The organism is Geoglobus acetivorans (genome assembly GCF_000789255.1).
Lineage (GTDB): Archaea > Halobacteriota > Archaeoglobi > Archaeoglobales > Archaeoglobaceae > Geoglobus > Geoglobus acetivorans_B.
Window position 1 is genome coordinate 745,549 of record NZ_CP009552.1, and the last position, 25,289, is coordinate 770,837.

Here is a 25,289-nt window from a genome sequence, read left to right on the forward strand (position 1 = left end):
CTAACCGACTCACAACACCGAAACACTCATTAATTATTTATACGTAGAGATGGTAAAACAATAGTATGGTAAAACAAAGAGCGGTAACGGACCAAGACCGAAAATCTGTTCAAATGAATATTACAGTCTCTCCAATCCTCAAACGAGAGCTCGAAGAGCTGGTCGAGAGAGGTTATTTCTCTAATGTTTCGGATGCAGTGAGATATGCAATCCACGAGATGCTTGCAAGATTCAGAGCTGAGGGGAGACTTCCACCAGACTCAGCAGAGGAGAGAATCAGACACGCTCGACTGATAGAAGAAAGAGAAGGTGAGCTGGAATGAGTTCACTTGGCGTCCAACTGCATCTTGGCAGTTATAACAGCCTCAAACACAACCCGTGCATTCTGAACATTCCTCTCATCGCTGAAATCCCTGTCCAGCACTTCATCAAGAATCGCTTTGAGCCTTCTGTATGTCTCTTCAAGCTTTTCATTGTCGGCTTCAATTCGAACCCCAAAAATCTCGGAAAGCTTCTCCATGGGCTGAGGTCTTCAATGGACTTTAAAAATCTGGGTCGGGTGATGTTATGACCAATTATCTCATGTTGCTGATCCTGTATAAAAAAGAGGGGCGATCAGAGGAGCTTGCAGATAAGTTAAAACTTGATGGAATCAAGCTTAAAGAGCTGTATAGGGTTTTAAGCCATGAAAAATTGCCTAATTCGCATCTCGGTCGTAGAGTGGATTGTATAGCCATACTGGAAGTGGAAGAGAGAGCGATTAGGAATCAGGCACTTGTGAATCTTCTCAAAACCCTTGAGAAATACTGGGATGTCGATTGGCACATCCCAGTTCAGAAGGTGTACGATGAAGAACGCACTGAAGAATTTGTTTAGAGGTGTTGTAAGTGAATAGTGGTGACTGTCAATCTCAGAATCAGCAGAGGAGAGAATCAGACACGCTCGACTGATAGAAGAAAGAGAAGGTGAGCTGGAATAGGTTTGAGGGGGTGGTAGGCTGGAAAAATCTGCTGCTAATCTGAGTAAGGAGGATTTTTTGAAGATGCTCGAGGGATTCAGAGAAGAAATAGACGGGATGGCTAAGATGCTCGAAGGTGCGGCCAAGCTGAGGGAATTCGAGGAGAAGACAGGTTACAGAGTTTTGACAGGAACGCTACCAAAAGAGATTGCAAGGATGATCGAAGATGGGGCTTTAGACGAGGTGCTAAGAGGAGTCAATGTAGGTGAAGTTCTAAAGCTCTTTGACTCGCTTATGAGAATCCTTGACCTTCTGAACGAAATACAGGAGACTGACGTGGAGTCTGTGGATTTGAAAGAACTTGAGGAAATCAAAAATTCTGCTGAAGCGATCAGGAAGACAATAAACGAGTTCGTGACACAGGTGAGTTAGATGGCAGAAGTTATCCCCATGTACAGGATGGTGCATCCAGAATTTAAATTAAAAAGTCTCTCAGAGATCATATCCAGCATGCTCAATAGAGAGAAAGAGGTTGTTTATCTCAGAACGATCCCTGTTGGTGAAGCAAAAAAGCTCGTTCTTGATTACATCGAGAGACATCCGGGCTGCTGGACAGAGGAGATATTCATGAATCTTCGCCTTGACCCGCTGCTTGTTTCTAAAGTGCTCAGAGAGCTTGAGAAGGAGGGTCTGATTGAAGGGAGAATCGAATGACATTATCTACTTCGAATCTGCACTCATAATTGCGAGGGAAATAAAGCTCGAGAAAAAGCCTGTGCATACTACGAGCAGACATAAAGCGATGATTGCCAAAGCCAAAAATGGGTACATCGATATCAGAAAAAGATGGTACAAGAGAGTTTGAAAATGGCGGCAAAACAAAGACAAAAATATGAGATCAGGGGAGACAGGGCACAATTGGTGCTTGATGGATACACAAGAGCAATTCTCGAAGAACTCATGTCCACCGGCGACTTCAAGTCCACCTCCCAGCTTTTGCAGATTGCAGTGATCAACCTGTACAAGGACTACGAAGCGAAGGGTAAGCTGAGAAAACCACCAGACTCAGCAGAGGAGAGAATCAGACACGCTCGACTGATAGAAGAAAGAGAAGGGGAGGTAGATTAGGAGGTTGATTCAATGTCCATCAGCCTCTTCGTTCTAACAAGAATCTTGAATAACATCTCTGCTCTACGAATGTTCTTCGGCTCGGTAAAATCAGCATCAAAACAATCCAGTAAGCCCTGCTTAGTTCTCTCGAAAATCTCCTTCAATTCGTCCATGAGAAGCTTGGCTTTACGGGACTTTATAAATCTGAGGTGAGACCGTGATAGTTGGAGTTGCCCTTCTATGGGAGAAGGACGAGCATTTTATGACTCCAGATAAGTTAGGGGTGGAGGGAATAAAATTGCTTAGAGTGTACAATATAGACGACGATTCAGGGTTGCAATACATTGTAGTTTTTGCTGTCGAACTGGAAAAATATCCTCAATGTCTTGTCGAATATGTTGAATTTTTGGATGAATTTTGGAAAACTGATTGGTACTATCCCGTAAAAGCTACAGAGTTTGAATGGAGGTGATGTATGTCGGGAGATAAGGAAAAGAAATGGGAATCCAGACCCATGTATGTTGAGGTTGAGAAGGCAGCTAAAGAAAAATCAAAGAAAACAGTAGACTTATGATGGAGAATAGAAACGTCCAGATTGATATCTTCAGGAATCTGGCAGATCTGGATATGTTGTGCAAATTGAACTCCTCGCAATCTCCGAGCGTTGCAACGATGGTGCGCTTTAGTTCGTCAACGTCTTCTGACTTCTTTACTTCATTGAGAACCTTGTTTATCATCAACCGTCTGTATTTCCGCACGGTTAAGGTGAGGGTTGCAAAGAGAGCTGAGACAGATGCAATAATTACGGGTAATAAGTATCCAGCGTTGCTACTTAAACCGGCGAGTATTCCAGCCGACGCCAAAATCACACTTGCTTTCTGTTCGATCTCCCGTTTATCATCCATACTTTCTTCAAATACTCTCCACGAAACATCAAGCATTACATCTTCGACGCTCATAGATTTAGAATCAATCCATGACTTTAAAAACCCAATTCGTAAACCACCAGAATCAGCAGAAGAGAGAATCAGACACGCTCAACTTATTGAAGAAAGAGAAGGTGAGCTGGAATAGGTTTGAGGGGGTGATAGGCTGGCAGATAACACCCGTGTTGGGTTTGTATTATTCCTTAAACCAAAAACGGATGACGCCATTGAAGAGCTTAAAAAGATAATTGGGGAATTCTTCCCCGTTGCAGATGGACATTCCAAGATAAGATGTACTGTGAACCTGAACATGGTCCTAAACGCAGCAAAAGTCTTCTACGATGGAAAAATTCTTATCATAGTCAGCGGATACCATCTGGACCTATCAAACATCCGATCATTCATTGACAGACTCTCTGAAATTGCTGAAATTGAAGTAACTATCACTAAGGACTCTTTCGAGTTTCACGAGGAATAGGGGATGTCATATGAATTATCTCACCAGCGATATGTCGTGCAAGAAGCTGGTTTTTGAAAATATCGATTTCTATAAACTCTTCCACAGGATACTCATGGTAGTCATCTCTTACCACCCTACAAACAATCTTAACTGGTTCAATCTCGACATTGAGGCTCATACTTCTCGGACTTGGTTTAGACTTTATAAATGCCACATGAACGCTCAGATGGTTGAGGAGAAGGAGGGTGAGGTTGAGTAGGGGGCATGCTATGGGTGGTGATAAGAAAGAAGAATCTGCTAATGTTGGTAGAATGTCTCAGGCTGTAAAAAAGATGTTCTCAAGTGAGGATAAAGACAAAAAACGAGACGGCCAGTAATATGACACCAATAACAAATGAATATATACCATACTGGAGCAACCCTGCAGACCTATTTATTTGTTTAGTGTTGAATGATTCATTATCTGCAAGATCTTCAAACAGCTCTCTTTTAAAAGCTTCAATAGTATCCTGCTCATCAAAAAACTTCAATGCTCTCTTTGGCTTTAGAGTGTGGTACTCTCTGATCTTCAATGACAATGTACAGAGTAAAATGGATGCCAGAAGGAATAAAATCGCCAAGAGTGTAAGAGGAATCCACAACACCGAATATCCATTAACAACTAACCCAAGTATAACACCATTGGCTGCCAGAATAAAGCTTGCTTTCGTCTCTATTTCACGTTTGTCTTCCATACTTTCTTCATGTCTTCTCCATGCAATTTCGAGTAAAATATCATCCCATTCCATACAACATCATGGATGGCTGACTTTAAAAGTTAGGGGATGATAATCGTGTTCCTCCCCATCCCCCTCACAAAACCCCGCAAGTGGATGAACATCAAGGTCAGATACCTTGAACATAGATGGTTCGATGACTTTGGGGAATTTTACACCTATCTATTGAAGAACGCAGTTATCGAGGAGATCGTGGACGAGGAAGAGCTCGTGTGGAGGATCACGAGAGACCTCATCAGGGAGGAAATCTCTCCAGTCGACGCCCTTGCCATCAGGGAGTTCATTTCGAGTGTTTACGGGATCGCCGAGGAGTACATCGACCTAATCCTCGAGAAGGTGAGGCACGAACTTATTCTCTACGAATCCGAGCTCAAGAAGATGGACGAGGAGTTCGAAGAGGAGGAGCTTGACATCGAAACGATAAGGGAGATAATGTTCGAGGTTCAGAGAATGTACCTCGAGATGAACATGGATAGAGGGACTGTAGTCAAGGAAATCTCCCTCACCTACGGCCTCTCAGAAGAGAAAGCAAGTGAAGTTGTGGGGTGGGTTGAGAGCTACATCTTCAGCTGAGGTGGTTTGAATGCGGAAATTCGTTCTCATCACTGTTCTGGCTTGCGATTGTTTGCTACAATTTGTTTTATATAAATAATTTCGTGGTGTTAAAAAATGAAGAAGAGAACTTCGCTTTACATCGACGCTGAACTTCTCGAAAAAGCTAAACGAAAATTCAATCTGTCTCAGTTACTGGAATGGGCTATAATCAAGGCGTTAAATGGGGAACTGGAAGAATTGAGTCCGGCCTTAAGACCCTGTCCCGAAGGGGTCCGCGGGTTCAAATCCCGCCCCCCGCATAGCTTTTCTGTACTGGAGCTGTTTGATGAGTTTGTGAAGCATTCCAGATTTGCAAGTCAGCACTCATTTCTCACCTGAGGCCACAAATATGCTGATCTCAGCATTCTCCCCACAGCATGATTGGGCACAGCAGTTCTCACCCGCACACTCCACACTCACGTTTCTGAGTCCTGCCTCCCTGAACCACCTTTCGATGTCCGCCCTCCTGAAGCCCATCCACCTGTCGTGATGCACCTCTCTCAGAAACTCATAGCTGTGCTCGTCCAAGTCCGTAACCACCAGCTTACCTCCCGGCTTGAGAATCCGCACCATCTCCTTTATCGCTTCAGGTGGTGACTCTACGTGATGGAGGCACATGTTGGCGAAAACGTAGTCAACGGATCCATCCCGGATGGGAAGCTTTTCTGCATCTCCGACACAGCAATCCACCTCGAAATGCTCGAACTTTTTCTTCATCTCCGCCAGCATCACTTTTGACCTGTCAACCGCGATAACTCGCAGACCTCTGCGAACCAGCCCTTCCGTAATAAAGCCCGTGCCAGCTCCAATGTCAGCGGCAATCCTGCCCTTCTCTACGCTGGCTGCTGACAGAGCCTTTTCCCTGACCTCATCTGAAAAGAAGCTCTTACGCATCTCATCCCACTGACGGGCCACTCTATCAAAATAATGCCCGTTATCCACACCAACCACCACTTTTTGGCTCGTGACACATGATACGCTGGAAATATGTAAGGTTTGCGGAGTGGCAGCAGTTCTACAGAATCTACAGCGTCATTCCATTCACTCACGTCTTCTCGCAGATCACACGCATGTGCTCGGTTTTCACAGTAAATGAGAAAACGAATTGCATTCCTGATGCTGGATAATCCCTGCTTATCTCGACGAAGAAGAGGGGGGAGTGTTGAATGGTTGCTTGACCAATTCACAAGAAAAAGTCCCGGAAAGCTGAACTACTCCGGAAGTTTCTTATTTTCCCGGAGCATACAGGATACTGTGAACCGGGAAAAACGGGATAAGGCAGAGGGTAAGGATGTCCCGGACGAATTCGATGAGCTTCTCGACAGAATGGCAGAAAACCAGCTCAGGGCAAATTACAGGAAGAGTCTCGGAAGAGAATACGCCAGAAGGAGCTGGGATATAGAAATAGGAAAAATATTCAGGAAAAAGGAGTAGTCACCTCTTCACATCCATCCTTCTGCATTTCCCTGCTCGCCTGAGGGCCTCCTCCTTCTCTTCAGCGCTGACAAAGTGTATGTGCAGCGGATGCTGTCTGCTGAGTTCTTTTCTGACATCCTCCTCGATTCTCCTCCTCTCCTCAGCATCGGGAACCCTGCTCGTTATGACAAGCAGGTCAACATCGCAGGCCCTGTGCAGTTCTCCTCTCGCCACACTGCCAACCAGATAGACCTCCGCATCTTCAAATTTCTGGACAATGCCGCCCACCGCCCGGTCTATCCACGATTCCCAGTTTCGTATATTCTCCTCCCACCTTTTGAAGAGGACATCAACGTAATGTCCCAGCGTCCTGCCGGTAACAGACCTGTAGCCAGCTTCAATCATGAACGAGCCGGCAATCAGCGCTGCAAGGACCTCAAGGTTCTGGGGGGAATAGGCCGCCATCCGGTAAAGCAGAACAGCAAGGGCCACCGAGGTGAGCAAAACTCCGGCAATAGCAATGGCGGGATGTGCCCCGGTCTCCCTCCTCAGCCTGTACGCTGCAAGGTTAACTGCCAGAAAAATTATCAGGAATCCTCCGCTTCCCGCAATGGATATTGACTCCAGACTTGCGGTGTTCGCGAGAACTGCAGAAAGCAGCCCCACCAGGATCAGTCCCTCAAAAGCCTCTTTCCATACCTTCCTCTCCATCGCCTCCGGTAGCTGCCCGTATTTTGCAACCATGTAACTCGCCCTTGCAGTCCCGTAGAGGGTGGCGTTTATTGCCGAGCCTGTCGAGGCGAGGGCGGCAAACGTAACGAGCCAGAAACCCAGGCTCCCGAGGGCTGGTTCCGCAACAGCGGACAGCGCATAGTCCCTTTCCCTCACTATGGTCTCCAGAGGCAGCGTTCCAACAGTAACGAGTGCTATCATGAAATAGACAAAAATCACAACCAGGACAGCAGAAAAGAACACCTTTGGCAGTATTTTCGGATTCTCGACGTCCTGGGCTGTGTTGGCTATCAGCTCAAATCCCTCGTATGCGAGAAAGATTATCATTCCTCCGGCAACAACCGTGATTCCGTCCGGCCACTCTGCAGGTGAAAGCCTCTGCCAGTCCATGAACATCAGTCCGGAGCCTGCAACAAGGAGCAGAACTGCAAGCTTGAACCCAACGAGCAGATCCTCCGCTTCACCACTCACGACCGCACCGTAGGCGTTGATCAGCACAAAGGCGGCTATTACAGCAGTTATGAAGATGTGCTTTAAAACCACGCTTTCCGAGAATATGCTGGATGCGTAGCTGCCGAAAGCGTAGGCGTAAAGGGAGATCATGACAACATAGCTCGAAAGAAGGAGAACGTTCAGTCCGCCTGAGAGCACGCCCGTGCCGTAGGCCTTTACCAGGTATTCGATCGTGCCACCTCTGCTCGGATACCTGACCGAGAGCTTCGCATAGGAGTATGCCGTCGTCAGTGCCACGATACCTGCAAGAAGAAACGCGAGCGGGGCGGCACCCCTGGATAGCTCAACGCTCAGACCCAGAACTGCGAATATCCCTCCCCCTATCATCCCTCCAACACCTATGCTGAAGGCCTCCCTGAACCCTATCCTGTCCTTCATCTCACTCTCACCCTCGGCATACAATCGACCCTATCCTGACTTCATGCAAACTTATATATATGGTTTATAAACCTCTTTAAATATGGTCGATTATAAAATCAAAATCGAGAACGTTGTTGCTTCTACCCAGATTGGGGAGAATATTGATCTTAACAAAATAGCAAGAGAAGTGAAAGATGCCGAATACAAACCAAAGCAGTTTCCGGGGCTTGTTTTGAGGATAAAGGAGCCAAAAGCCGCGGCTCTCGTTTTCAGGAGCGGCAAGGTGGTATGCACTGGGAGCAAGAGTGTTGAGGATGCGAGAAGGGCGGTAAAGCAGGTCGTGAAAATAATAGGAAGTTTCGGAATTCCCGTGTTCGAGGACCCGGACGTCAAGGTTCAGAATATCGTCGCCTCGGCAGACCTTGGTGTCGATCTAAACCTCAACGCCATCGCAATCGGTCTGGGACTTGAAAATATCGAATACGAGCCTGAGCAGTTTCCGGGGCTTGTTTACAGGCTGAGAGACCCGCGTGTCGTCGTCCTCATATTCGGTTCAGGAAAAATGGTTGTTACCGGGGGGAAAAACCCCGAAGATGCAAGAAAGGCAGTTGAGAGGATTGCCGAGGAGCTTACCAGCTTAGGACTGATGTAGCTCGAACCAGTAAACGTCATGTCCCGGCCGGATGGTGTACTTCCCATCCCTCACATACCCTTTTTCTTTAAGGAATTCCGTGTAATCCCCGGTTGAGATGACCACCTCATACCCGCTGTAGTAGCTTGGAGAGAATCCAGCACCATAATGTCTCAGATACCATGGCAGCGGCCAGTAATCATTTCCCGGTACGAAAATCAGGGTCTTCTTACCCTCGCTGACTATTCTCTCAGCCAGTTTTTCCACGTCGGGCTGTGCCTGAATGTATATCAGGTCGTGCTTCGTATTCACATTGTCAACGTATGTGAGGTATCCCGACACCGCAACCGTGGCAATCAGAGCCGCGACGAAAACCGCCCTTCCCGCTTTTCTGTTCAGATAATGAGCATAGATTGCACCGAAAAATGCCATTGGAGCCGTGAGATGAACAAGGAGCCATGGCACCTTGTGACTCAGGACGTGGTAGATTACAAAGGCCGTTACCAGCCAGTAGAAGGCAAACAGCTCTATTTCAGTCGTCTGGCGTTCCCTGAACCTGCGTACAAACACGGGAATACCGGCAAGAGCCATACCCAGTGGCAGAAACTCATACTCAAAGATGAGCTTGGAGTAGTACCAGATTGGTTTCCAGTGGTCGTTTGTCTTGTGCATCTTGAACCAGTGGGCGAACGAATCTATCGTCGCCCTTTTCAGCCCTTCAGGATCGGAAAAGCCTGCAGAATACAGTGCCGAGAAGATGAAACCTGCAATTACAAGAGAAACGGCAAAGTGCTTCAGGAACCTTTTACTCACTGAAAAATCCCTTCTGTAAATTCTGTAAAATATTACAAAGGACACGAACGTGCCGAGGTACAGATAACCGTTTTCCTTTGCGCATACCATCACTGCTGAGAATATGGTGGCCAGGTAGATGTAAACCGGTTTTTGGGAATTTCTGTAGCTGAAGTAGCTGTAAACTGCAATTATAAAGCTCGAAAGCACTATCAGGTCATTCCTCGTGTACCGCGAGTAGTAGAGAATCGACGGAGAGAAGAGAAGGATGAGAGCGAATACGTACGAGTTTCTGAAGAAGTTCTCAAATCTGAGTGCCACGAAAACAGCAATTATCGAAAACAGCACCGGAACGAGTCTGGCCGTGAACTTGGAATCGCCCAGCAGTCCAAAAATTCCAGCAGTTGTGAAATACAGGAAAGGCCCGTGATATGCCGGATCATAGCTGTACGTGTGATCCTTCAGCAGAACGTAGCTCAGATACGCGTGAATGCTCTCATCATGATCCATCGGCCTCGCATCAAGAGCGTAGAACCTCGTAACCACGGCGAGGATCAGCAGGACAATGACCACTTCTTTCCTCATTGGATGTAAATCTGGCCGAGGAATAATAAATTATTCGGCTTCGTCCTTCTCAACATACCTTCCCCTGAGCTGAATCTCCTCGAACCTTTCAAGAACGAGATCAAACTTTTCATAATCTCTGTAGCCTTCAAGAAAAGCTTCCCACAGCGTCTTCCACTCGTCAAATTCCGCCTTTAAGGCCTCGTAAAAGACGTGAATGTCCACGCCCTTCGCCTCAAGCCTTTCATCGTAGAAAGAGAGGCCAAAGTCGATGAAATAAACCCTCTCTCCCTTCAGAATCAGGTTCATTGGAGTTAAATCGCCATGAATGATCCCTGCAGAGTGAAGCCTGGCAACGCATTTTCCGATCAACCTGCACAGACCCTCATTCATCGCAAACTTTGCAGGCATACCGTCAATTTTCTCCATGACAATCCTGTTACCTTCAACGTCCAGAATTATCGGCGTTGGCACCCCCGCCTTTCTTGCAGAGGAGATTATCCTTGCCTCTGAAATGGTTCTCCTCTTCCTTATGCTCTCGTCCAGCTCCCTGACCCTGTACCTCTTGGGCACCCTGACCTTCTCGACGCGATCATCATAAATGCGAACCTCTGCTTCCCCACCCCGGTAAACCTTCACCACAGAATCTCGACCTCCTCGATTCTGAAGTCAGGATTTATCGTCGTTTCTTCAATCCTGTGCGTTATCCCGTGAGCAAACATTAGAAGGCCCGTGTAGGCAATCATGGCTCCGTTGTCGCCAGCATATTTTTTGGGGGGCGTGTAAAAGCTCGCTCCCCGGTCCTCGCACATAACAGAAAGCATCTCCCTGAGTCTCTCGTTTGCTGCAACACCGCCAACAAGGAGGCACTCATCTTTCTCGAGGTACGCCATCGCCCTTTCGGTAACCTCAACGAGCATGGCAAATGCGGTTTCCTGAAAGCTGTATGCGACGTCGTCCACAGCATGTCCGCTGCCGGCAAGCTTCATCGCCTGGGTAACGAGACCGCTGAAAGAAAAGTCCATGCCCTTTACCGAATACGGCATCTCAATGTATCTTTTCCCTTTCCGGGCAAGCTTCTCAATTTCCGGCCCTCCGGGGTGTGGAAGGCCAATGTATCTGGCAAATTTGTCTATCGCATTCCCTATGCCTATGTCAAGCGTTTCACCGAACACCCTGTACCTGTTGCCTTTCTTTGCGATGACCTGGCTGTTTCCACCGCTCACATAGAGCGTTACCGGATCACTGGCTTCTGTCTTCCACCTGCCTATTTCAACATGGGCGAGGCAGTGGTTCACCCCAACAAGAGGTTTTTCAAGTCTTAAAGCCAGGGCCCTCGCGACCGTGGCACCGATTCTTAAACAAGGCCCCATTCCGGGGCCCTGAGAAAAAGAAACAACGTCTATGTCGCCAGGCGGAACTTTCTCAAACACTTTCTCAAGAACCCTGCCTGCTACCTCCGAATGGTGCTGCGCAGCCTCCCTCGGATGAATTCCGCCCTCCTTGGGGCGGTAAGCGTCGCTTTCCAGAGCGATTACGTCGTTTTCATCGACAATTCCGATGCTGAAATTCCAGGCTGTGCTTTCTATCCCGAGGGAGATCATTTCTTGAATTCAGTATATCCACACTTACCGCATGTCCTTCTGTCCTTGTGCTCCGCCAGGAAAACTCCCTCTCCGCACCTCGGACAGAACTTTCTCGTCCTGACAACCTTGTCTCCCTTGACCTCATAGAATTTTGACACCAGAACCTCTCCCTTATTGGATCCACCTTTTGCCATCCTCATTCACCCTCCTCAGGCTCACCAAAGTTCCTCTTCAGAATGTAATCCTCCTCAATCGCCTTCATGTCATCTGGCGATTCGTAAATCAGGGCGTAGCCTTCCGCCTCCATCTTCCCGAACTCGGGCTTCATCCACCTAACGATGAGGCTGTCGAGGTTTGCGTTGAGCAAACCTGAGAGTTTTTCCCTCACCTCTTTCCTCGAGGGAGTGACCTTCGTATCCTCATACTTCACCCTGAAATACACTTCCTTTCTCTTAAGCAAAGGATTGTTCCTCTGCTTTTCAATAACGAGCTCCATTCATCTCACCTCCAGCAGCATTTTCTTAACCCTGTCATTTCCAACTTCTTCCATCTCTTCAACCATCTTTGATATTAGAATTTTATCCTCGCCGCTCACAACATACGCCGCTATACCCCTGGACGGGACACCGTAGATGATCACGCTGTTCTCGGGGAGAAGTACTGATAGCGGGAGAGCGGCCATATCCTCTTCCCCATCAACAATTATGCACGTCCTTCCCTTCTCTATCCCGTGTTTCAGAGCCTCAACGAGCTCCTCACTGATGTGTCCCTGAGGGTTTGTTACCTCCAGAACTTCGTAGCCCTCTTTTTGCATGAAACCCATAATCTCTGCAGTTACCACATCTTCAAGCTCCTTTCTCTCGGTTTTGAAGTCCACCACCGCCAGATCAGGCAGAAAACCGGCCTGAAATGAGAAAAGAGTTACGAGATCACCTATTGCGGCAAAAAACCTGGCATCTTTAATCTCCTGGATTTCTCTGACCAGCTCAGGTCCTCTACCGGTGTAGAGCTTCCCTCTTGGAACTGAGAGTAGCTTTCTGTGCTCTTCGGTAATTCTCAGCATTTCAGCTCACTATAAGGGCGTATTTTCCCGCATACTTTACTCCGAGCTTCTTTGCAATTTCACTCCTCTCCGGATCCACGACGACCACAAAGCCGTGCCAGTCCTTTGAGAAGTCCCTGCTGCCGCAGACCTTGCAGAGTGTTGCATCCTCGGTTATGTACCTGCACTTCTTGCATGCATATTCAACCATCACTCACCACTCTCCTGAAGCTTTTTCTTCTCATCGGCAATCCACTTGAGTGCTCCAAGCCATGGCTGCCTCATCGTCAGACCAATTTTGCTCTTTTCAGGTTCTTTTTCCTTGAGCGAGAGGGCAACAATCCTCGCCCTCACCACGTCGCCCTCCTCAAGCGTTTTCTTTGACTCCCTTGACACCAGCCTTTTGTTTTTCTCGTCAAAGTTCAGGTATTCATCGGTAATCTGGCTCATGTGCAGGAGAGCGTCCATGGGACCCAGGGAAACGAAAGCTCCGAACTCAACAATCTCGTTAACAACTCCCTCTACAACCTCCTGCATTACTGGCTTGAATGTGATTGCCGTGAAAACAACATCGAAGTAAACTCCACCGTCTCCGGCAATTATCCTGCCCTCTCCGACCTCTTCTAAATCCTCAATTCCTACGATTACACCGTATTCCTTGTCAAGCCTGCCCTCAAAGTTCTCCCAGAGGAGTTCGCTGATTACTTCCTCGATGTTCTCTCCGAGCTTTGAAGGAGGAACTCTAACGGTATCCCTAACCTTTATTCTTGCATACATGAGCATCACCAGAATCTGTTTCCCAATTTCAGCTTAAGCATATAAATTTAATCCCCTCGACAATTCTCAACCCACTCGCTGGTGTTTTAAAATATTCTTCAGTGCAGTCCTGACGAAGCTCAGGGCGACACTCGCGTTACCCTCAAGAACCTTCCTTATCAGGTATGAAGGCCTCAGGTAAAACCTGCGGTATGCGTAGCTCAGAATGCTCTTCAGCTCATCCGGAGAGATGTGGAAATTCTTCAAAACCGGTTTTGCAGCGGTATATCTGTCAAAATCCTTTGTCAGGATCCATCCACTCTTTTCTGCCATATCGTAAAGTTCGGTTCCGGGGTAGGGCGTGAGGAGAGAGAACTGGGCATAATCAGGGTCGAGCTTTACGGCATAGTTTATTGTCCTCATGCAATCCTCCCGGGTTTCCATGGGCGCCCCCAGAATGAACGACGCCACAACAGCTATCCCTGCCCTTTTTGTCACATCCACCGCCCTCTTTATCCCGGACAGGTCGATCCTTTTTCTGTAAAACCTCAGAATGTTCTCGTTGGCGGATTCAACCCCGTAATAGATCAGATCACACCCCGATTTCCTCATCACCTCAAGAATTTCCCTGTTGACTGTGTCCACTCTGGACGAGCAGCTCCAGTTTATGTCCAGTCCGCGCTCTCTAATCCCCCTGCAGATTTCCTGTACCCTCTTCCGGTTGAGTGTGAACGTATCATCGCTGATTGCGATGTTCCTCGCTCCAAACTTATCGCCCAGCCATTCCAGCTCGTCGAGGACATACTGGGCACTTTTATTTCTGAACCTGCCACCCATAAATGCTGATGTCGCGCAGTATATGCATCCAAAGGGACACCCTCTCGATGTTACAACCGGAAAATGCTCAAGCTTCATTCCAACAACAGAATACCTCTCCATCGGAAGCAGATCGTATGCCGGAAACGGAATTTCATCCAGGTTCTCGCTGAACTGCCTCTTTCCACAGAAAACAATTCTCGAGCCCTCCCGGTAATAAAGACCCCTCACTCCATCAAGGCTTTTGGATTTTTCAATCCTCTCCGCAACCTCGACCATCGTCATCTCGCCCTCTCCAACGCACACGGCATCAACATTTCCGCTCTTCAGGGTATTCACCGGCATAAACGAGGCATGCACCCCACCGAGAACGACAAATACCTCAGGTATCGCCTTCTTTATAACCTCCGCATATTTCAGTGCGGATTTGAACGTGGGAGTTGTGGAGGTTATTCCAACGATGAGCGAGTCCCTGAGCCTTCCGATAAGCTCCTCAAAGCCGAGGTTTTCCACCATGTTGTCGATGATATTCACCCTGAAGCCAGCTTCCCTCAAACTCGAAGCAAGATAAGCAAGACCGAGAGGTGGCGTGGAAAACTGGATTTTCCTGGTTTCGACATCAGATGATGGATTTATGAGTGTTATCATAAATTCCACCTGAATGATTATAATATACTGAACAAATTTAACAGCCTTAAAGTTTTCTGTGAACAGGGAGGGAGAAAAATACGGATTCAAAAAAGATGTCAGGCGTTCTCAGGGAAACATATTCCGCCGTTCATAATGTGGCAACCGCAAAGCAGGCCATTGCATAATTGATCGGGAATCATGTGTTTATACTTCCAGCACCAGATGGATCTCATCGTAATGTAAAACCCGAAGAACCAATAAATACTTTGTTATTCACATTCTCGATAAAATATAAAATATTATAAACTCATCTCCATTGATTCAGCCAGATGAGAATCGTAATGAAGTTCGGCGGTGCAAGCGTAAAGGACGGGAAAAACATACTCCATTGCGCTAATCTCGTTAAAAAATTCGCCAGGGGTAACGAAATAGTTGTGGTCACATCGGCAATGTATGGTGTTACAGATTCACTGCTTCACGCTGCCAAAAAATGCTGTAACGACCCGTCACCCGGGTTCATAAAACTCTTCATAGCAGAAATGACCAAAAAACACTACGATGCGGTGAATGAAGCAGTCAAAAACGAAGAAATCAAATCAAAAGTCCTCTCAAGAATCGACAAACTTCTCGACGAGCTTGAAAAGGTTCTGCTCGGTATCAACTACCTGGGGGAGCTGACTCCGAGAAGGCTCGATTACATCCTGTCTTTCGGGGAGAGGCTAACAGCTCCGATCCTCTCAGCTTCGCTCCTCTCAACAGGTGTGGACTCCCTCTCGCTTGAGGGTGGTGATGCAGGGATAATCACCGATGATAACTACGGAAGAGGAAAGCCCCTGCCCGACACATACGGGACGATAAAGAGCCGCATAGAGCCACTTCTCACGATCAAAAAAACAATACCGGTCGTGACGGGATTCATAGGTGTAACCAAGCATGGCACAATCACAACCCTCGGACGGGGTGGCAGTGACCTGTCTGCCACGCTAATAGCCGCTGCACTGAACGCTGACGAGGTGTGGCTGTGGAAGGAAGTTGACGGGGTCATGACCACCGATCCAAAGATAGTGCCGGAGGCGAGGCTCATCCCAGAGATCAGCTACCAGGAAGCGATGGAGCTGTCCCACTTCGGAGCGAAGATCCTCCATCCAAGAGCCCTTGAGCCGGTGATGAAGAAGAGAATCCCCGTGAGAATAAAGAATACATTCAATCCGGATGCTGAGGGGACCGTTATCAAGGAGAGAGTCTCATCGACGAAGGACATAGTAAAGGCCCTCAGCCTTATTGAGAAGGTTGGGATCGTGAACATAAGCGGTGCCGGTTTCGATTTCGCAGATGTCATGGCTGATGTCTTCAAAAGGCTGTCGGAGGAGAGAGTTAACGTCATAATGGTGTCCCAGAGTTCTTCAGAACTGAACCTGTCAATAGTTGTTGACGAGGCAGACATAGACCGGGCGATAAAGGCTCTCGGAGACCTCGTGAACGGTATCAGCAGCGTATCCAAGATAGAGAACATTGCAGTAATAAGTGCTGTGGGGGCGGGGATGGCAGGTACGCCCGGAGTGGCGGGAAGAATTTTCTCGGCTCTCGGTAAAAACAGGATAAACGTGATCATGATCAGCCAGAGCTGCAGCGAGTTCAACGTCAGCTTTGCGGTTACTCAGGAGGACGGGAAGAGGGCAGTAAAGATACTCCATGACGAATTCGGACTGGCAAGAAGATAACTTTCGCACCACGGACAACAGTTATTTATCCCTTTCAGCTCAATCAGCATGTGAAATATCCCGCATCGTGGGTATTCAGATGCCCTTTCCAGATATACCTGGCGGGAAAGTATCCGGAATACAGCCGAATCGAGGCTGAGGCTATCGAAAGGGGACGAAAAGCTGAGGTCGAATTTGAGCGGATGCTGAAGATCCTCAGAACTCCTTACAGGAAGCAGAAACCTCTGAACTACCGGACAAAATACTACACGATATACGGGAGGGCAGATTTTGTAACTCACACAGAGGTTTACGAGGTCAAGAGTGTGAGGACATTCCGCAAGCCCACAAAAAACTGGGTCGGACAGCTGAACCTCTACCTCGCAATGTCCGGAAGAAAAAAAGGGTTCCTCGTGGAGTACAATGGTGAGAAATTCAGGAAATACGAGATAAATTACAGCGACAGGCTCTTTCGTGAGAGCATTGAGTTCTTCAACTACCTGCATTCCGGGAAATACTACAGAGACACATCGTACTGCCAGTGGTGTTCATACTCGTTTATCTGCGAGGAACTTTAGCAGCTCTTCTGCATGTCTGTCCGGTATTACTGCAGGCATTTCCCCTGCACTGCTGTAAACTTCCCGGGTCACGTAAAGCCCGCAGAAACACCTCCCGTATTCGGATATGTCCTGCCCGGCATAAACACATGGGCAGATTATCTTCCTGTCAAGCTCCTCATTTCCAGCCACAACCCTGCACGGACAGTAACTCTTCCCGTACCTCCTCCTGTTTTCCAGCAGGCCTTTCACCAGCTCAAGAACAAGCTCTTTGTCGGGGTTCAGTTCCCACCCCTTACTCTGAGCGATCCTTCTGGCTGTTTGCACATACTCCTCAGGACTCACCCTTTATCATCTCCACGAGCTTTTCGAGCTTCCCCTTATCAAAGCCCGCAATCACCACATCTCCGTAAACCACGACCGGCACGGCGTACATGCCAGCATAGCTGTAGGCCTCCCTCATGGCCATTTCCTTTTTCTCCATGTCGAGCAGGTCAATGAATACCACATCAGCCTCAATGCCGTTCTCCTCAAGAAACTTCAGAGTCTTTTTGCAGTAGGGACAGGTTGAAAGGGCATAGACCCTCAGCATAAAATCAGAGGTAAAAAGATCAAGATAAGTTTTTCCATTCTCGAAACCCGCGATACAGAATTCGTCCATTTCAGACACGCAGGCACAGGACAAACGATACTGAAAGATACCGGAATCTATCAAAAATAGCAACTTTTAAAAACAAATTTCAGCCATTATTAATAGTGATAAAAATGAAAGGGATATATCCATCCAAGGAATTCGTCCTGAGTGCCAACGTCAGAGACCCTGCAATCTACTCACGCGCCTCGGAGAACTGGGTTGAGTTCTGGGAGGACTTTGCAAGAGAGCTTGAGTGGTTTGAACCGTGGTACAGCTTTCTGGACGATTCCAGAGCGCCATTCTACAGATTCTTTGTTGGAGGGAAGATAAACGCATGTTACAACTGCGTTGACAGGCATGCCGAGAAGAAGAACAAGGCCGCAATAATATGGGAGGGTGAAAACGGTGAAAGCAGAATCATCACATATTATCAGCTTTACAAAGAAGTCAATGCTTTTTCATCCGCTCTGAAGGAGCTTGGAGTTAAACAGGGGTCGAAAGTTGCACTGTACATGCCAAATCTGGCAGAGGCAGTCATAGCTATGCTCGCATGCGCGAGGATAGGTGCGACACACATATACATTTTCGAGGGTTTCAGCGCCAAATCCGCTGCATACAGGCTCAGGGACAGCAGAGCCGAGTATTTAATAACTGCAGACGGATATTTCAGGCGGGGCAGGCTCATTAACCTGAAGGAGAAGGCTGACGAGGCATGTGACGAATACGGGAAAATAAAAAAGGTCATTGTGGTCAGAAGGGCGAAAAATGAGGTCAGCATGGTCGAAGAAAGAGACCACTGGTATCATGACCTCCTGATCAAGAAGGACGCCTCTCCCGAAGTTCTCGATTCAAATCATCCACTCTTCATAATGTACACGAGCGGATCAACAGCAGAACCAAAGGGTATAGTCCACTCCACAGGCGGATACCTCGTCCACGTTTACGCCACATCCAAAATGGTTCTCGACCTCAAGCCAGACGACATAATATGGACAACCGCAAGCCTTGGATGGATTACCGGGCACAGCTACGGCGTTTACGGACCTCTGGCTGTTGGGGCCACGACGCTCCTGTATGAGGGTGCCCCGGATTATCCGGACATTTGCCGGATTTTCGACATAATTGAAAAGTACGGTGTTACGGTGTTTTACACAGTTCCCACGCTCGCCAGAATGATCAACGGGTGTGATATCAGCGGATACGACCTGAGTTCTCTCAGGTTAATAGGCTCGGTCGGCGAGCCGATAGACCCGGAAACCTGGAGCTGGCTGTACGGTGAGCTCGGGAGGAAGAAGATTCCCCTCGTCAACACGTGGTGGCAGACCGAGACAGGAGGGCATGTCCTGTCCCAGATACCGGCTCTTACCCCAATGAAACCGGCCTCTGTGGGAAAGGCCCTGCCGGGTATTGAGGTGGACATAATAGACGATGGTGGAAAAAAGGTCAAACCCTTCGAAATCGGGAATCTCGTAATCAAAAAACCATTTCCCGGGATTATGCTTGAAATAAACGGCGATACATCAAGCTACATAAAATTCTACTGGACCAAATACGGAAAGAGAGTTTACTTTACCGGGGACTCGGCATACATGGATGACGAGGGCCACATCTGGATCGTTGGAAGGGTTGATGACGTTATCAACATAAGCGGCCACAGGGTTTCACTGATCGAGCTTGAACATGCGGTCATGGAGATTCAGGACATCAGGGAGGTCGCGGCGGTTGGTCTGCCGGACAGAGTTAAGGGAAGCGCCATAGCACTTTTCGTCGTTTCCAGCAATCCCGGAAAAGAGGTGGCAGAAAAAATCACGGAAAAAATCGAAAGGGATATTGGAAAGATTGCACACCCCGCACTGATAGTCTTCACTCCGGAACTGCCGAGGGCGGGCGGAAAGATACTCAGGAGGGCTATTTACGAGGCCGTCGTCAACAAGAAGATTTCATCCGTGGTCAGCAACCCCGATTCCGTTGAGAAGCTCATGAAGCTGAAGCCAAGTGATAGGGGTGTGATTGTTATTCAGCAGTAAACCTTTAAATACCCTATTTTTCCTCGTCAAGCATGGGCAAAACCATTGCCGAGAAAATCTTCTCAGAGAAAAGCGGTGAAGACGCTTACGCAGGAGACATCGTCATAGCCAGAGTCGACCAGATTGCTCTGCAGGATGGTACCGCTCCTCTCGCAATAAGACAGATACAGGCTCTGGGAATAGATGAGAAAAACATCAAAGGTGCTGAAATCACCCACTTCTTCGTGGATCACGCTGCACCTTCGCCGAGAAAAGAGCTGAGCAATGACCACAGGTTCATATGCGAATTTGCAAGGAAGTCCGGTGCCGATTTCAGCAAACCCGGAAATGGAATAATCCACCAGATAATGGTCGAGAGATACGTGAACCCCGGAGACCTTGTTGTGGGAGCAGACAGTCACACATGCACCTACGGCGCACTTGGGGCTTTTTCAACCGGTATGGGGTCAACCGACGTTGCGATTGCCGTTGCCCTCGGTAAAAACTGGTTCAGGGTTCCGGAAACGTTCAGAGTTGAAGTGAATGGAAAAATGCCTGAAGGGGTGTATCCAAAGGACCTGATGCTCACGATAATCGGAGAGCTCGGGGTTGATGGTGCAACGTACAAGGCTCTGGAGTTCCACGGAGACACAATAGACGGCATGCACATCGACGGCAGACTGACGATGGCCAACATGGCAATCGAGTGCGGGGCAAAAGCCGGACTGTTCAAGAGCGACGGGGAAACAAAAAGGTATCTGACTGAAAGAGGCAGGGCCGACAGGTTCAGGGAGATCAGGCCCGACAGCGATGCAGAATACGAGAGGGAACTGTATTTCGATGCCGGAGATCTCGAACCGGTGGTCTCGAAACCCCACAATGTGGACAATGTCGCTCCTGTTTCAGAGGTTGAGGGAACTCCAGTCGACCAGGTGTTCGTGGGGACATGCACGAACGGGAGGCTGAGCGACATAGAGATCGTGGCCAGAATGCTCAAGGGGAAGAAGGTCTCAGAGAACGTGAGGCTGATCGTTGGGCCGGCAAGCAGGGAGATATACATTCAGGCCGACGAGAGAGGATACCTGAAAACCATTGTCGAGGCGGGCGGAATCGTGATCCCTCCGGGATGCGGTCCCTGCGTCGGAATACACATGGGCATACTCGCCGACGGTGAGGTGTGCGTCTCAACACAGAACAGAAACTTCAAGGGTAGAATGGGCAACCCGGAGGCCGAGATCTACCTCGCATCCCCGGCGACTGCAGCAGCAACGGCCATCGAGGGCAGAATCACGGACCCGAGAAAATACCTCTAATTTCCATTTTATTGCACAAACTTCATTTCGGAAATCAGTATCTTTTTATTAAGCAGGTAACCATTCCCATCCAATGGACATTCATCAGGAAATAAAGAGGCTTGAAGAGGAGATACGGAAAACACCGTACAACAAAGCCACCGAGCACCACATAGGCAGGCTGAAGGCCAAGCTCGCCAGGCTTAAAGAGGAGGCAGAGAAGCAGAGAAAGAAGACCGGCGGAGAACAGTACGCAATTAAAAAGGAAGGAGATGCTACGGCCGTTCTTGTTGGCTATCCCTCAGTAGGCAAGTCCACGATACTCAACGCCCTGACGGGGGCAAAAAGCGAGGTTGGGGATTACGATTTCACTACCCTCAAACCCGTTCCGGGAATGCTTGAATACAACGGTGCAAAGATTCAGATTGTCGATGTTCCCGGACTGATTGAAGGGGCATCCAGAGGGAGAGGCAGGGGCAGGGAGATTCTCGCAGCCGTCAGAAATGCGGACATCATAATAATCGTCGTTGACGTTTTCACCCTCGAAAATATAGATGTATTGAAAAATGAGCTTTACGAGGGCGGTATTAGGCTTGATGAAAAACCTCCAGATGTTGTTATAAAAAAGAAGGCCACGGGTGGGCTTAGCATAAAATCCACAGTGGATCTATCCATCGACGAGCAGACAATACGGAGCATTCTCAGGGAATACAAGATACACAACGGCGAGATCCTGATAAGAGAGGACATAACGATCGACAGGTTGATCGATGCGATTCTCGGAAACAGAGCGTACATACCCTCAATAACAGTTGTCAACAAGATAGACCTGTATCCTGACGCCCAAATTCCAGAAAACGCCATAGCAGTGTCTGCAGAGAAAAAGATTAACCTTGATAAGCTTGTAGAAGAAATCTACCGCAAACTGGACTTCATAAGGGTTTACCTCAAACCTCCCGGCGGAAAGATGGAAGAGGAGCCAATGATTCTCAGAAGGGGGGCGAGGGTCGAGGATGTCTGCAGAAAAATCCACAGAGACCTTCTTGAAAACTTCAAGTACGCCAGAGTGTGGGGCAGGAGCGTGAAATTTGAGGGGCAGAAGGTCGGACTGGAGCACGAGCTTGAAGACGGAGACGTAATAACAGTATATGCAAGATAAAAATAGGATTATTCAATCCTGATTATTTTCCTATCGCTCTTGGTCTTTGGAGCCTCGATTTCAAGAACACCGTTGTTGTACCTTGCTTTTATCCTGTCCTCCTGAACGTCGGCAGGCAGGCTGATCCTCCTGTACACCTCGCCAAAACTTCTCTCTCTTCTGAGGAAGTTTCTGTCCTTCTCCTCTTTTTCTTCCTTTCGGACTGCCCTTATGACGAGGTCGCCGTCTTCAATGTAGATCTCGATGTCGTTCTTGTCGAAACCGGGAAGGTCTGCCACGATCCTGAATTTGTCTCCCTCATCTATCACGTCAACCGGCATTCCAAGCCTCTCAATCAGTTTCTCAGCTGCCGGAGCTGCAAACCTGTCAAACTCGTCAAGCAGCCTCACCATCCTCTCCTGAAGCCGCCTCACCTCATCAAACGGGTCAAATGTTCTCATTCACATCACCTCCTTAACTTGTGTTTCCTAACTTTTAGTTAGTATATCCCATATTTAAAATTTTCTCAGCATGGAGTGGAGACAGAGGCTCCGGAGAGATGAGAGGGGAGAAAGAGACGGTGAATTTGCTCAGAGCTTCAAAAATTTTAATCAGGTCTGGTCGATAATTTCATTCCATGCCAAGATACCTGTTCTTGAGCCGTATGTAGTTCTTCCAGCTTCTCTCTATGAACTCAAGCTCGGAATCGGTGAGCTCTCTAACAACCTTTCCCGGAACGCCCAGTATGAGCGAGTGCTCCGGATACTTCTTACCGGTAAGAACAGAACCTGCCCCTACGATCGTGTATTCACCAACCTCCGCCCCGTTCAGAACAATCGCACCCATGCCTATGAGAACATTGTCGGCTATCCTGCATGCATGAACAACAGCAGAGTGGCCAACCGTAACCCTGCTCCCGATTTCACACGGCTCACCCTCATCCACATGGACGACGACATTGTCCTGAATGTTCGTCTCGCTGCCTATCCTTATGTAATCCACGTCTCCCCTGACCACAGCATTGTACCAGATGCTTGAATCGTCTCCAATCTCCACGTCCCCTCTGACAACTGCAGTTTCTGCGATGAATACACCGTTTCCAACTTTCATGGAGAACCGTGCATCACCATCAAATATGATTTTTTCGAAAATAATATGTTCTCACCTTTCCAGCTTAAGCTGTGAAGATATTGGACATCGCGATGAATGCTGAAAGGGCACTTCTGATAGGCATAGGTGGAGGAGGGGACATCATAAGCACGATTTACGTGAAAAACTTCCTCGAAAAATTTGGAGTGGAGTGCATATGCGGCGGAGTCGTGTGGGAAAGGTACAGAAGGGACAGGAAGGTTGGCCCAAGGAGTCTGGATGAAATAGAGGGAGTTGAGAGAATATCCAGAACGCTCGGGTACGTTTCGGGCGGTGAAAGGCTGGGCAGCATAACGCCAATTGTCTCCCAGGTCGCAGACTTTCTGAAGGAAAGGGTGCTTGCTGTCAGCATCACAGAGGGTGTCTTTACCCTGAAGGACGATTTGCAGGAATTTATCAATGCCAGCGAAATAGACATCGTTTTTGGAGTTGATGCGGGCGGAGACTCTCTTGCAAGGGGGAACGAAAGAGGCCTTACGAGCCCGCTCGCAGACTCAGTTATGCTTTCAGCCCTTTCCGACCTGAACTCCATCCTTGCCGTTGTGGGATTCGGGAGTGATGGGGAGCTGAGCAGAAGGGAGCTTGAAACCTATCTTTCAGAACTTCACAGTGCAGTGTATGGCGTAAGCATTGTGGAGGTCAACGGCGAGATTATCGAGTTTCTCATGGGTGTTGAGAGCGAGGCCTCAAAAATCCCGGCAATCGCAAGAAATGGATACTTCGGAAAATACAGCTTCTGGGGGGAGCTTGAGCTTGAAATTTCAATCCTCAATTCTCTGATATTCTATCTGGATCTGAAGGAGGTTTACATGCGAAGCCCCATGGCCAGAGCAATTTACAGCACAAAGAGCATAGTGGAGGCAAACGAAATACTCAACAGGATGGGCATAAAAACCGAGTACGACCTGGAAAAGGAAATGGAAAGAGCGGACAGAATCACAGCAGCGAAAAATCCCTCAGAATGATTTCAGCCGCTTTTTTGCCTGCGAGAAGGCTGCCATTCATGCTCCTTTCCGGATAGTTTGTATCGGAAGTCATTCCAGCCATGTAAAACCCGTCCGCTACCCTGTAGGGTGTTATCTTGCTCCTGAAGTCTTTCTCATAAACTGGCCCGCTGAATTTGGCTCTGAAAACCCTCCACCACCTTATCGAATTTTCATCCAGCCCGTATTTCCTGAGAGCTGAGAGGTAAAGCCTGAAAATCTCGCTGTCGGTAAGGGAATAAACCCTATCGGGGGTCGTGTATGATGCAACATACATCAGGTGCTCCCCGTAATCCTCAGGGGGCATGAAGTTTGTGTGCTCTATTGTCGCGCCAAACGGTTCTGCATCATAGTTGATCCAGTAAAGATCATCCGTGAACGGAGAATCCATTGAAATCAGGAGACAGATACTGCTCTGATATCTGACATCCTGAATGCCCATCCTCCTTCCAAGCTCTCCAAGCTCCGGGAGTGGCGCCGTGAAAACAACAGCATCATAGTCAGTACCGTTGACATTCCACCGCCCGTCCTTTCTGATCCTCGCCCTCTCACCAATTATCTCAAGCCCATCAGACAACCTGTCGATCAGCTGGTGAAACCCACCCCTAAGGTATCCCAGCTCCTCTCCGCTCAGCTTTCTGTTACTCCTGAGAGTTACCCGGGCGAGGAGCCACGCGTAGCTGACATCACTGTAATTCTCACCAAACTTGGATTTCAGCAGAGGGAGGAAAAACCTCTCGATGAGCCTGTCTCCCGCATCCCTCCTCAGGCCATCAATAACACTGGTACTGTCAAAAAGCTCGTATTTCCTTTTCTTTGCGGTAACAGTAAATTTTGCGAGCCGGATTTTATCCAGCAGGCTCATTCCGGGATACCTGAGAATCTCAAGAGGCGTGTTGAGAGGGTAAATTGTCCCTCTGAATGCCTGTCCGACTCTTGAAGTATTCCAGACAACCCTGTTCCCGAGCTTCAGCTCATCCAGCAGATCAATCAGATAGCTGTCCTGCCTGAAAAAGTGATGATAAAACACCTCTATGCAGTAATCATCGGTGCAGAACGAGCCTGCAAGTCCTCCCTTCGCAGTGCTTTCGTAAACATCAACATCCACATACTCTGAAAGTATCCTGCCGGCATTCAGCCCGGCAAGCCCAGCCCCGATTACAGCCAC

General features: G+C 48.3%; 39 protein-coding genes. 19 read left to right on the forward strand and 20 right to left on the reverse strand.

Features of this window, described 5'->3' with window-relative positions:
• The first annotated feature begins 113 nt into the window (after positions 1-113).
• A complete protein-coding gene (locus GACE_RS04370; protein WP_148305920.1) occupies positions 114-323 on the forward strand; it encodes a ribbon-helix-helix domain-containing protein in 210 nt (69 codons plus the stop codon).
• Between the two features lie 2 nt (positions 324-325).
• Here the strand turns inward: GACE_RS04370 and GACE_RS04375 are convergent, their stop codons facing one another.
• The gene (locus GACE_RS04375) at positions 326-520 is read right to left on the reverse strand and encodes a hypothetical protein (RefSeq protein ID WP_048091506.1); all 195 of its coding nucleotides are present in this window, start codon (positions 518-520) and stop codon (positions 326-328) included.
• A gap of 47 nt (positions 521-567) precedes the next feature.
• On the opposite strand from GACE_RS04375, the gene GACE_RS04380 reads away from it, so the two are divergent.
• The 5 genes from GACE_RS04380 (at position 568) to GACE_RS04395 (ending at position 2,086) form a co-directional block, all read left to right on the forward strand.
• Complete coding sequence (locus GACE_RS04380; protein ID WP_048091508.1) at positions 568-876, forward strand: hypothetical protein; 309 nt, start codon at positions 568-570, stop codon at positions 874-876.
• 160 nt (positions 877-1,036) lie between these two features.
• On the forward strand, positions 1,037-1,390 hold the full coding sequence (locus tag GACE_RS04385) for a hypothetical protein (protein WP_148305921.1): 354 nt from the start codon (positions 1,037-1,039) through the stop codon (positions 1,388-1,390).
• A complete protein-coding gene (locus GACE_RS04390; RefSeq protein ID WP_048091512.1) occupies positions 1,391-1,672 on the forward strand; it encodes a MarR family transcriptional regulator in 282 nt (93 codons plus the stop codon).
• Positions 1,653-1,823 carry a hypothetical protein gene (locus GACE_RS11655; RefSeq protein WP_158413804.1) on the forward strand — a complete coding sequence of 57 codons (171 nt, stop codon included), beginning with the start codon at positions 1,653-1,655 and terminating at the stop codon, positions 1,821-1,823. Before GACE_RS04390 ends, GACE_RS11655 begins: the two co-directional genes overlap by 20 nt.
• Before the next feature lie 56 nt (positions 1,824-1,879).
• A complete protein-coding gene (locus tag GACE_RS04395) occupies positions 1,880-2,086 on the forward strand; it encodes a hypothetical protein (RefSeq protein WP_148305922.1) in 207 nt (68 codons plus the stop codon).
• Here GACE_RS04395 and GACE_RS11660 read toward each other — a convergent pair.
• Positions 2,083-2,241 (reverse strand): hypothetical protein, encoded by a 159-nt coding sequence (locus GACE_RS11660; protein WP_158413805.1) that lies wholly within the window; start codon positions 2,239-2,241, stop codon positions 2,083-2,085. The genes GACE_RS04395 and GACE_RS11660 overlap by 4 nt on opposite strands.
• A 44-nt stretch (positions 2,242-2,285) precedes the next feature.
• Here GACE_RS11660 and GACE_RS04400 point away from each other — a divergent pair, with 44 nt between their 5' ends.
• The gene (locus GACE_RS04400) at positions 2,286-2,540 is read left to right on the forward strand and encodes a hypothetical protein (protein ID WP_048091516.1); all 255 of its coding nucleotides are present in this window, start codon (positions 2,286-2,288) and stop codon (positions 2,538-2,540) included.
• Positions 2,541-2,607: 67 nt separating this feature from the next.
• Here the strand turns inward: GACE_RS04400 and GACE_RS04405 are convergent, their stop codons facing one another.
• Positions 2,608-3,027: a hypothetical protein gene (locus GACE_RS04405; RefSeq protein ID WP_048091518.1), complete on the reverse strand. Its 420-nt coding sequence runs from the start codon at positions 3,025-3,027 to the stop codon at positions 2,608-2,610.
• Between the two features lie 265 nt (positions 3,028-3,292).
• Between GACE_RS04405 and GACE_RS11525 the strand changes: the two genes are divergently transcribed.
• A complete protein-coding gene (locus GACE_RS11525; protein ID WP_148305923.1) occupies positions 3,293-3,472 on the forward strand; it encodes a hypothetical protein in 180 nt (59 codons plus the stop codon).
• A gap of 10 nt (positions 3,473-3,482) precedes the next feature.
• Positions 3,483-3,713 (forward strand): hypothetical protein, encoded by a 231-nt coding sequence (locus tag GACE_RS04415; RefSeq protein ID WP_148305924.1) that lies wholly within the window; start codon positions 3,483-3,485, stop codon positions 3,711-3,713.
• Between the two features lie 79 nt (positions 3,714-3,792).
• Here GACE_RS04415 and GACE_RS04420 read toward each other — a convergent pair whose 3' ends face one another.
• A complete protein-coding gene (locus tag GACE_RS04420) occupies positions 3,793-4,242 on the reverse strand; it encodes a hypothetical protein (protein ID WP_048091524.1) in 450 nt (149 codons plus the stop codon).
• A 36-nt stretch (positions 4,243-4,278) separates the two neighbouring features.
• Here GACE_RS04420 and GACE_RS04425 point away from each other — a divergent pair, with 36 nt between their 5' ends.
• Positions 4,279-4,803, forward strand: coding sequence for a hypothetical protein (locus GACE_RS04425; protein WP_048091527.1), 525 nt, complete (start codon positions 4,279-4,281; stop codon positions 4,801-4,803).
• 96 nt (positions 4,804-4,899) lie between these two features.
• Positions 4,900-5,163, forward strand: a complete 264-nt coding sequence (locus GACE_RS04430; protein WP_048091529.1) for a type II toxin-antitoxin system CcdA family antitoxin — start codon at positions 4,900-4,902, stop codon at positions 5,161-5,163.
• Here GACE_RS04430 and GACE_RS04435 read toward each other — a convergent pair.
• The gene (locus GACE_RS04435) at positions 5,149-5,766 is read right to left on the reverse strand and encodes a class I SAM-dependent methyltransferase (RefSeq protein WP_048093641.1); all 618 of its coding nucleotides are present in this window, start codon (positions 5,764-5,766) and stop codon (positions 5,149-5,151) included. The genes GACE_RS04430 and GACE_RS04435 overlap by 15 nt on opposite strands.
• Positions 5,767-6,078: 312 nt before the next feature.
• On the opposite strand from GACE_RS04435, the gene GACE_RS11530 reads away from it, so the two are divergent.
• The gene (locus tag GACE_RS11530) at positions 6,079-6,258 is read left to right on the forward strand and encodes a hypothetical protein (protein WP_148305925.1); all 180 of its coding nucleotides are present in this window, start codon (positions 6,079-6,081) and stop codon (positions 6,256-6,258) included.
• Here the strand turns inward: GACE_RS11530 and GACE_RS04445 are convergent, their stop codons facing one another.
• Positions 6,259-7,863, reverse strand: a complete 1,605-nt coding sequence (locus GACE_RS04445; RefSeq protein WP_048093644.1) for an amino acid permease — start codon at positions 7,861-7,863, stop codon at positions 6,259-6,261. It lies immediately after the preceding gene.
• Positions 7,864-7,945: 82 nt separating this feature from the next.
• On the opposite strand from GACE_RS04445, the gene GACE_RS04450 reads away from it, so the two are divergent.
• On the forward strand, positions 7,946-8,497 hold the full coding sequence (locus GACE_RS04450) for a TATA-box-binding protein (protein WP_048091533.1): 552 nt from the start codon (positions 7,946-7,948) through the stop codon (positions 8,495-8,497).
• Here the strand turns inward: GACE_RS04450 and GACE_RS04455 are convergent.
• From GACE_RS04455 to GACE_RS04495, 9 genes are all read right to left on the reverse strand, one after another.
• Positions 8,483-9,853 carry a flippase activity-associated protein Agl23 gene (locus tag GACE_RS04455; RefSeq protein ID WP_048091535.1) on the reverse strand — a complete coding sequence of 457 codons (1,371 nt, stop codon included), beginning with the start codon at positions 9,851-9,853 and terminating at the stop codon, positions 8,483-8,485. The two genes, GACE_RS04450 and GACE_RS04455, sit on opposite strands and share 15 nt — an antisense overlap.
• Before the next feature lie 30 nt (positions 9,854-9,883).
• On the reverse strand, positions 9,884-10,471 hold the full coding sequence (locus GACE_RS04460; RefSeq protein WP_048093646.1) for a Kae1-associated kinase Bud32: 588 nt from the start codon (positions 10,469-10,471) through the stop codon (positions 9,884-9,886).
• Positions 10,468-11,436, reverse strand: a complete 969-nt coding sequence (locus GACE_RS04465) for a bifunctional N(6)-L-threonylcarbamoyladenine synthase/serine/threonine protein kinase (RefSeq protein WP_048091537.1) — start codon at positions 11,434-11,436, stop codon at positions 10,468-10,470. The genes GACE_RS04460 and GACE_RS04465 overlap by 4 nt, the downstream gene beginning before the upstream one ends.
• Positions 11,433-11,612 (reverse strand): 30S ribosomal protein S27ae, encoded by a 180-nt coding sequence (locus GACE_RS04470; RefSeq protein WP_048093648.1) that lies wholly within the window; start codon positions 11,610-11,612, stop codon positions 11,433-11,435. Before GACE_RS04470 ends, GACE_RS04465 begins: the two co-directional genes overlap by 4 nt.
• 2 nt (positions 11,613-11,614) lie before the next feature.
• The gene (locus tag GACE_RS04475; RefSeq protein ID WP_048091538.1) at positions 11,615-11,914 is read right to left on the reverse strand and encodes a 30S ribosomal protein S24e; all 300 of its coding nucleotides are present in this window, start codon (positions 11,912-11,914) and stop codon (positions 11,615-11,617) included.
• On the reverse strand, positions 11,915-12,481 hold the full coding sequence (locus GACE_RS04480) for a GTP-dependent dephospho-CoA kinase family protein (RefSeq protein WP_048091539.1): 567 nt from the start codon (positions 12,479-12,481) through the stop codon (positions 11,915-11,917). It lies immediately after the preceding gene.
• Between the two features lies 1 nt (position 12,482).
• Complete coding sequence (gene spt4 / locus GACE_RS04485) at positions 12,483-12,671, reverse strand: transcription elongation factor subunit Spt4 (protein WP_048091540.1); 189 nt, start codon at positions 12,669-12,671, stop codon at positions 12,483-12,485.
• Complete coding sequence (gene rpoE / locus GACE_RS04490) at positions 12,671-13,237, reverse strand: DNA-directed RNA polymerase (protein WP_048093650.1); 567 nt, start codon at positions 13,235-13,237, stop codon at positions 12,671-12,673. Before rpoE ends, spt4 begins: the two co-directional genes overlap by 1 nt.
• Positions 13,238-13,303: 66 nt before the next feature.
• Positions 13,304-14,680: a B12-binding domain-containing radical SAM protein gene (locus GACE_RS04495; protein WP_048093652.1), complete on the reverse strand. Its 1,377-nt coding sequence runs from the start codon at positions 14,678-14,680 to the stop codon at positions 13,304-13,306.
• Between the two features lie 311 nt (positions 14,681-14,991).
• Between GACE_RS04495 and GACE_RS04500 the strand changes: the two genes are divergently transcribed.
• Together GACE_RS04500 and GACE_RS04505 are read left to right on the forward strand one after the other, a co-directional pair.
• Entirely contained in the window at positions 14,992-16,383 is a 1,392-nt protein-coding gene (locus tag GACE_RS04500; RefSeq protein WP_048091541.1) for an aspartate kinase, read from the forward strand.
• Between the two features lie 50 nt (positions 16,384-16,433).
• Complete coding sequence (locus GACE_RS04505; RefSeq protein ID WP_048091543.1) at positions 16,434-16,940, forward strand: PD-(D/E)XK nuclease family protein; 507 nt, start codon at positions 16,434-16,436, stop codon at positions 16,938-16,940.
• Here GACE_RS04505 and GACE_RS04510 read toward each other — a convergent pair.
• Positions 16,911-17,264 (reverse strand): ferredoxin-thioredoxin reductase catalytic domain-containing protein, encoded by a 354-nt coding sequence (locus tag GACE_RS04510; RefSeq protein WP_048091545.1) that lies wholly within the window; start codon positions 17,262-17,264, stop codon positions 16,911-16,913. The genes GACE_RS04505 and GACE_RS04510 overlap by 30 nt on opposite strands.
• On the reverse strand, positions 17,254-17,511 hold the full coding sequence (locus GACE_RS04515) for a glutaredoxin domain-containing protein (RefSeq protein WP_048093653.1): 258 nt from the start codon (positions 17,509-17,511) through the stop codon (positions 17,254-17,256). The genes GACE_RS04510 and GACE_RS04515 overlap by 11 nt, the downstream gene beginning before the upstream one ends.
• A 173-nt stretch (positions 17,512-17,684) precedes the next feature.
• On the opposite strand from GACE_RS04515, the gene acs reads away from it, so the two are divergent.
• The 3 genes from acs (at position 17,685) to GACE_RS04530 (ending at position 22,010) form a co-directional block, all read left to right on the forward strand.
• On the forward strand, positions 17,685-19,580 hold the full coding sequence (acs, locus tag GACE_RS04520; protein ID WP_048093655.1) for an acetate--CoA ligase: 1,896 nt from the start codon (positions 17,685-17,687) through the stop codon (positions 19,578-19,580).
• A 32-nt stretch (positions 19,581-19,612) separates the two neighbouring features.
• On the forward strand, positions 19,613-20,872 hold the full coding sequence (locus GACE_RS04525; RefSeq protein ID WP_048091547.1) for a 3-isopropylmalate dehydratase large subunit: 1,260 nt from the start codon (positions 19,613-19,615) through the stop codon (positions 20,870-20,872).
• Between the two features lie 73 nt (positions 20,873-20,945).
• Entirely contained in the window at positions 20,946-22,010 is a 1,065-nt protein-coding gene (locus GACE_RS04530) for an OBG GTPase family GTP-binding protein (RefSeq protein ID WP_048091549.1), read from the forward strand.
• Between the two features lie 8 nt (positions 22,011-22,018).
• Here GACE_RS04530 and GACE_RS04535 read toward each other — a convergent pair whose 3' ends face one another.
• Together GACE_RS04535 and GACE_RS04540 are read right to left on the reverse strand one after the other, a co-directional pair.
• Entirely contained in the window at positions 22,019-22,450 is a 432-nt protein-coding gene (locus GACE_RS04535) for an Hsp20/alpha crystallin family protein (RefSeq protein WP_048091551.1), read from the reverse strand.
• A gap of 169 nt (positions 22,451-22,619) precedes the next feature.
• On the reverse strand, positions 22,620-23,099 hold the full coding sequence (locus GACE_RS04540) for a gamma carbonic anhydrase family protein (protein WP_048091553.1): 480 nt from the start codon (positions 23,097-23,099) through the stop codon (positions 22,620-22,622).
• A gap of 71 nt (positions 23,100-23,170) precedes the next feature.
• Between GACE_RS04540 and GACE_RS04545 the strand changes: the two genes are divergently transcribed.
• On the forward strand, positions 23,171-24,103 hold the full coding sequence (locus tag GACE_RS04545) for a DUF1152 domain-containing protein (RefSeq protein WP_318249300.1): 933 nt from the start codon (positions 23,171-23,173) through the stop codon (positions 24,101-24,103).
• Here the strand turns inward: GACE_RS04545 and GACE_RS04550 are convergent.
• Entirely contained in the window at positions 24,075-25,289 is a 1,215-nt protein-coding gene (locus GACE_RS04550) for an NAD(P)/FAD-dependent oxidoreductase (RefSeq protein ID WP_318249313.1), read from the reverse strand. The genes GACE_RS04545 and GACE_RS04550 overlap by 29 nt on opposite strands.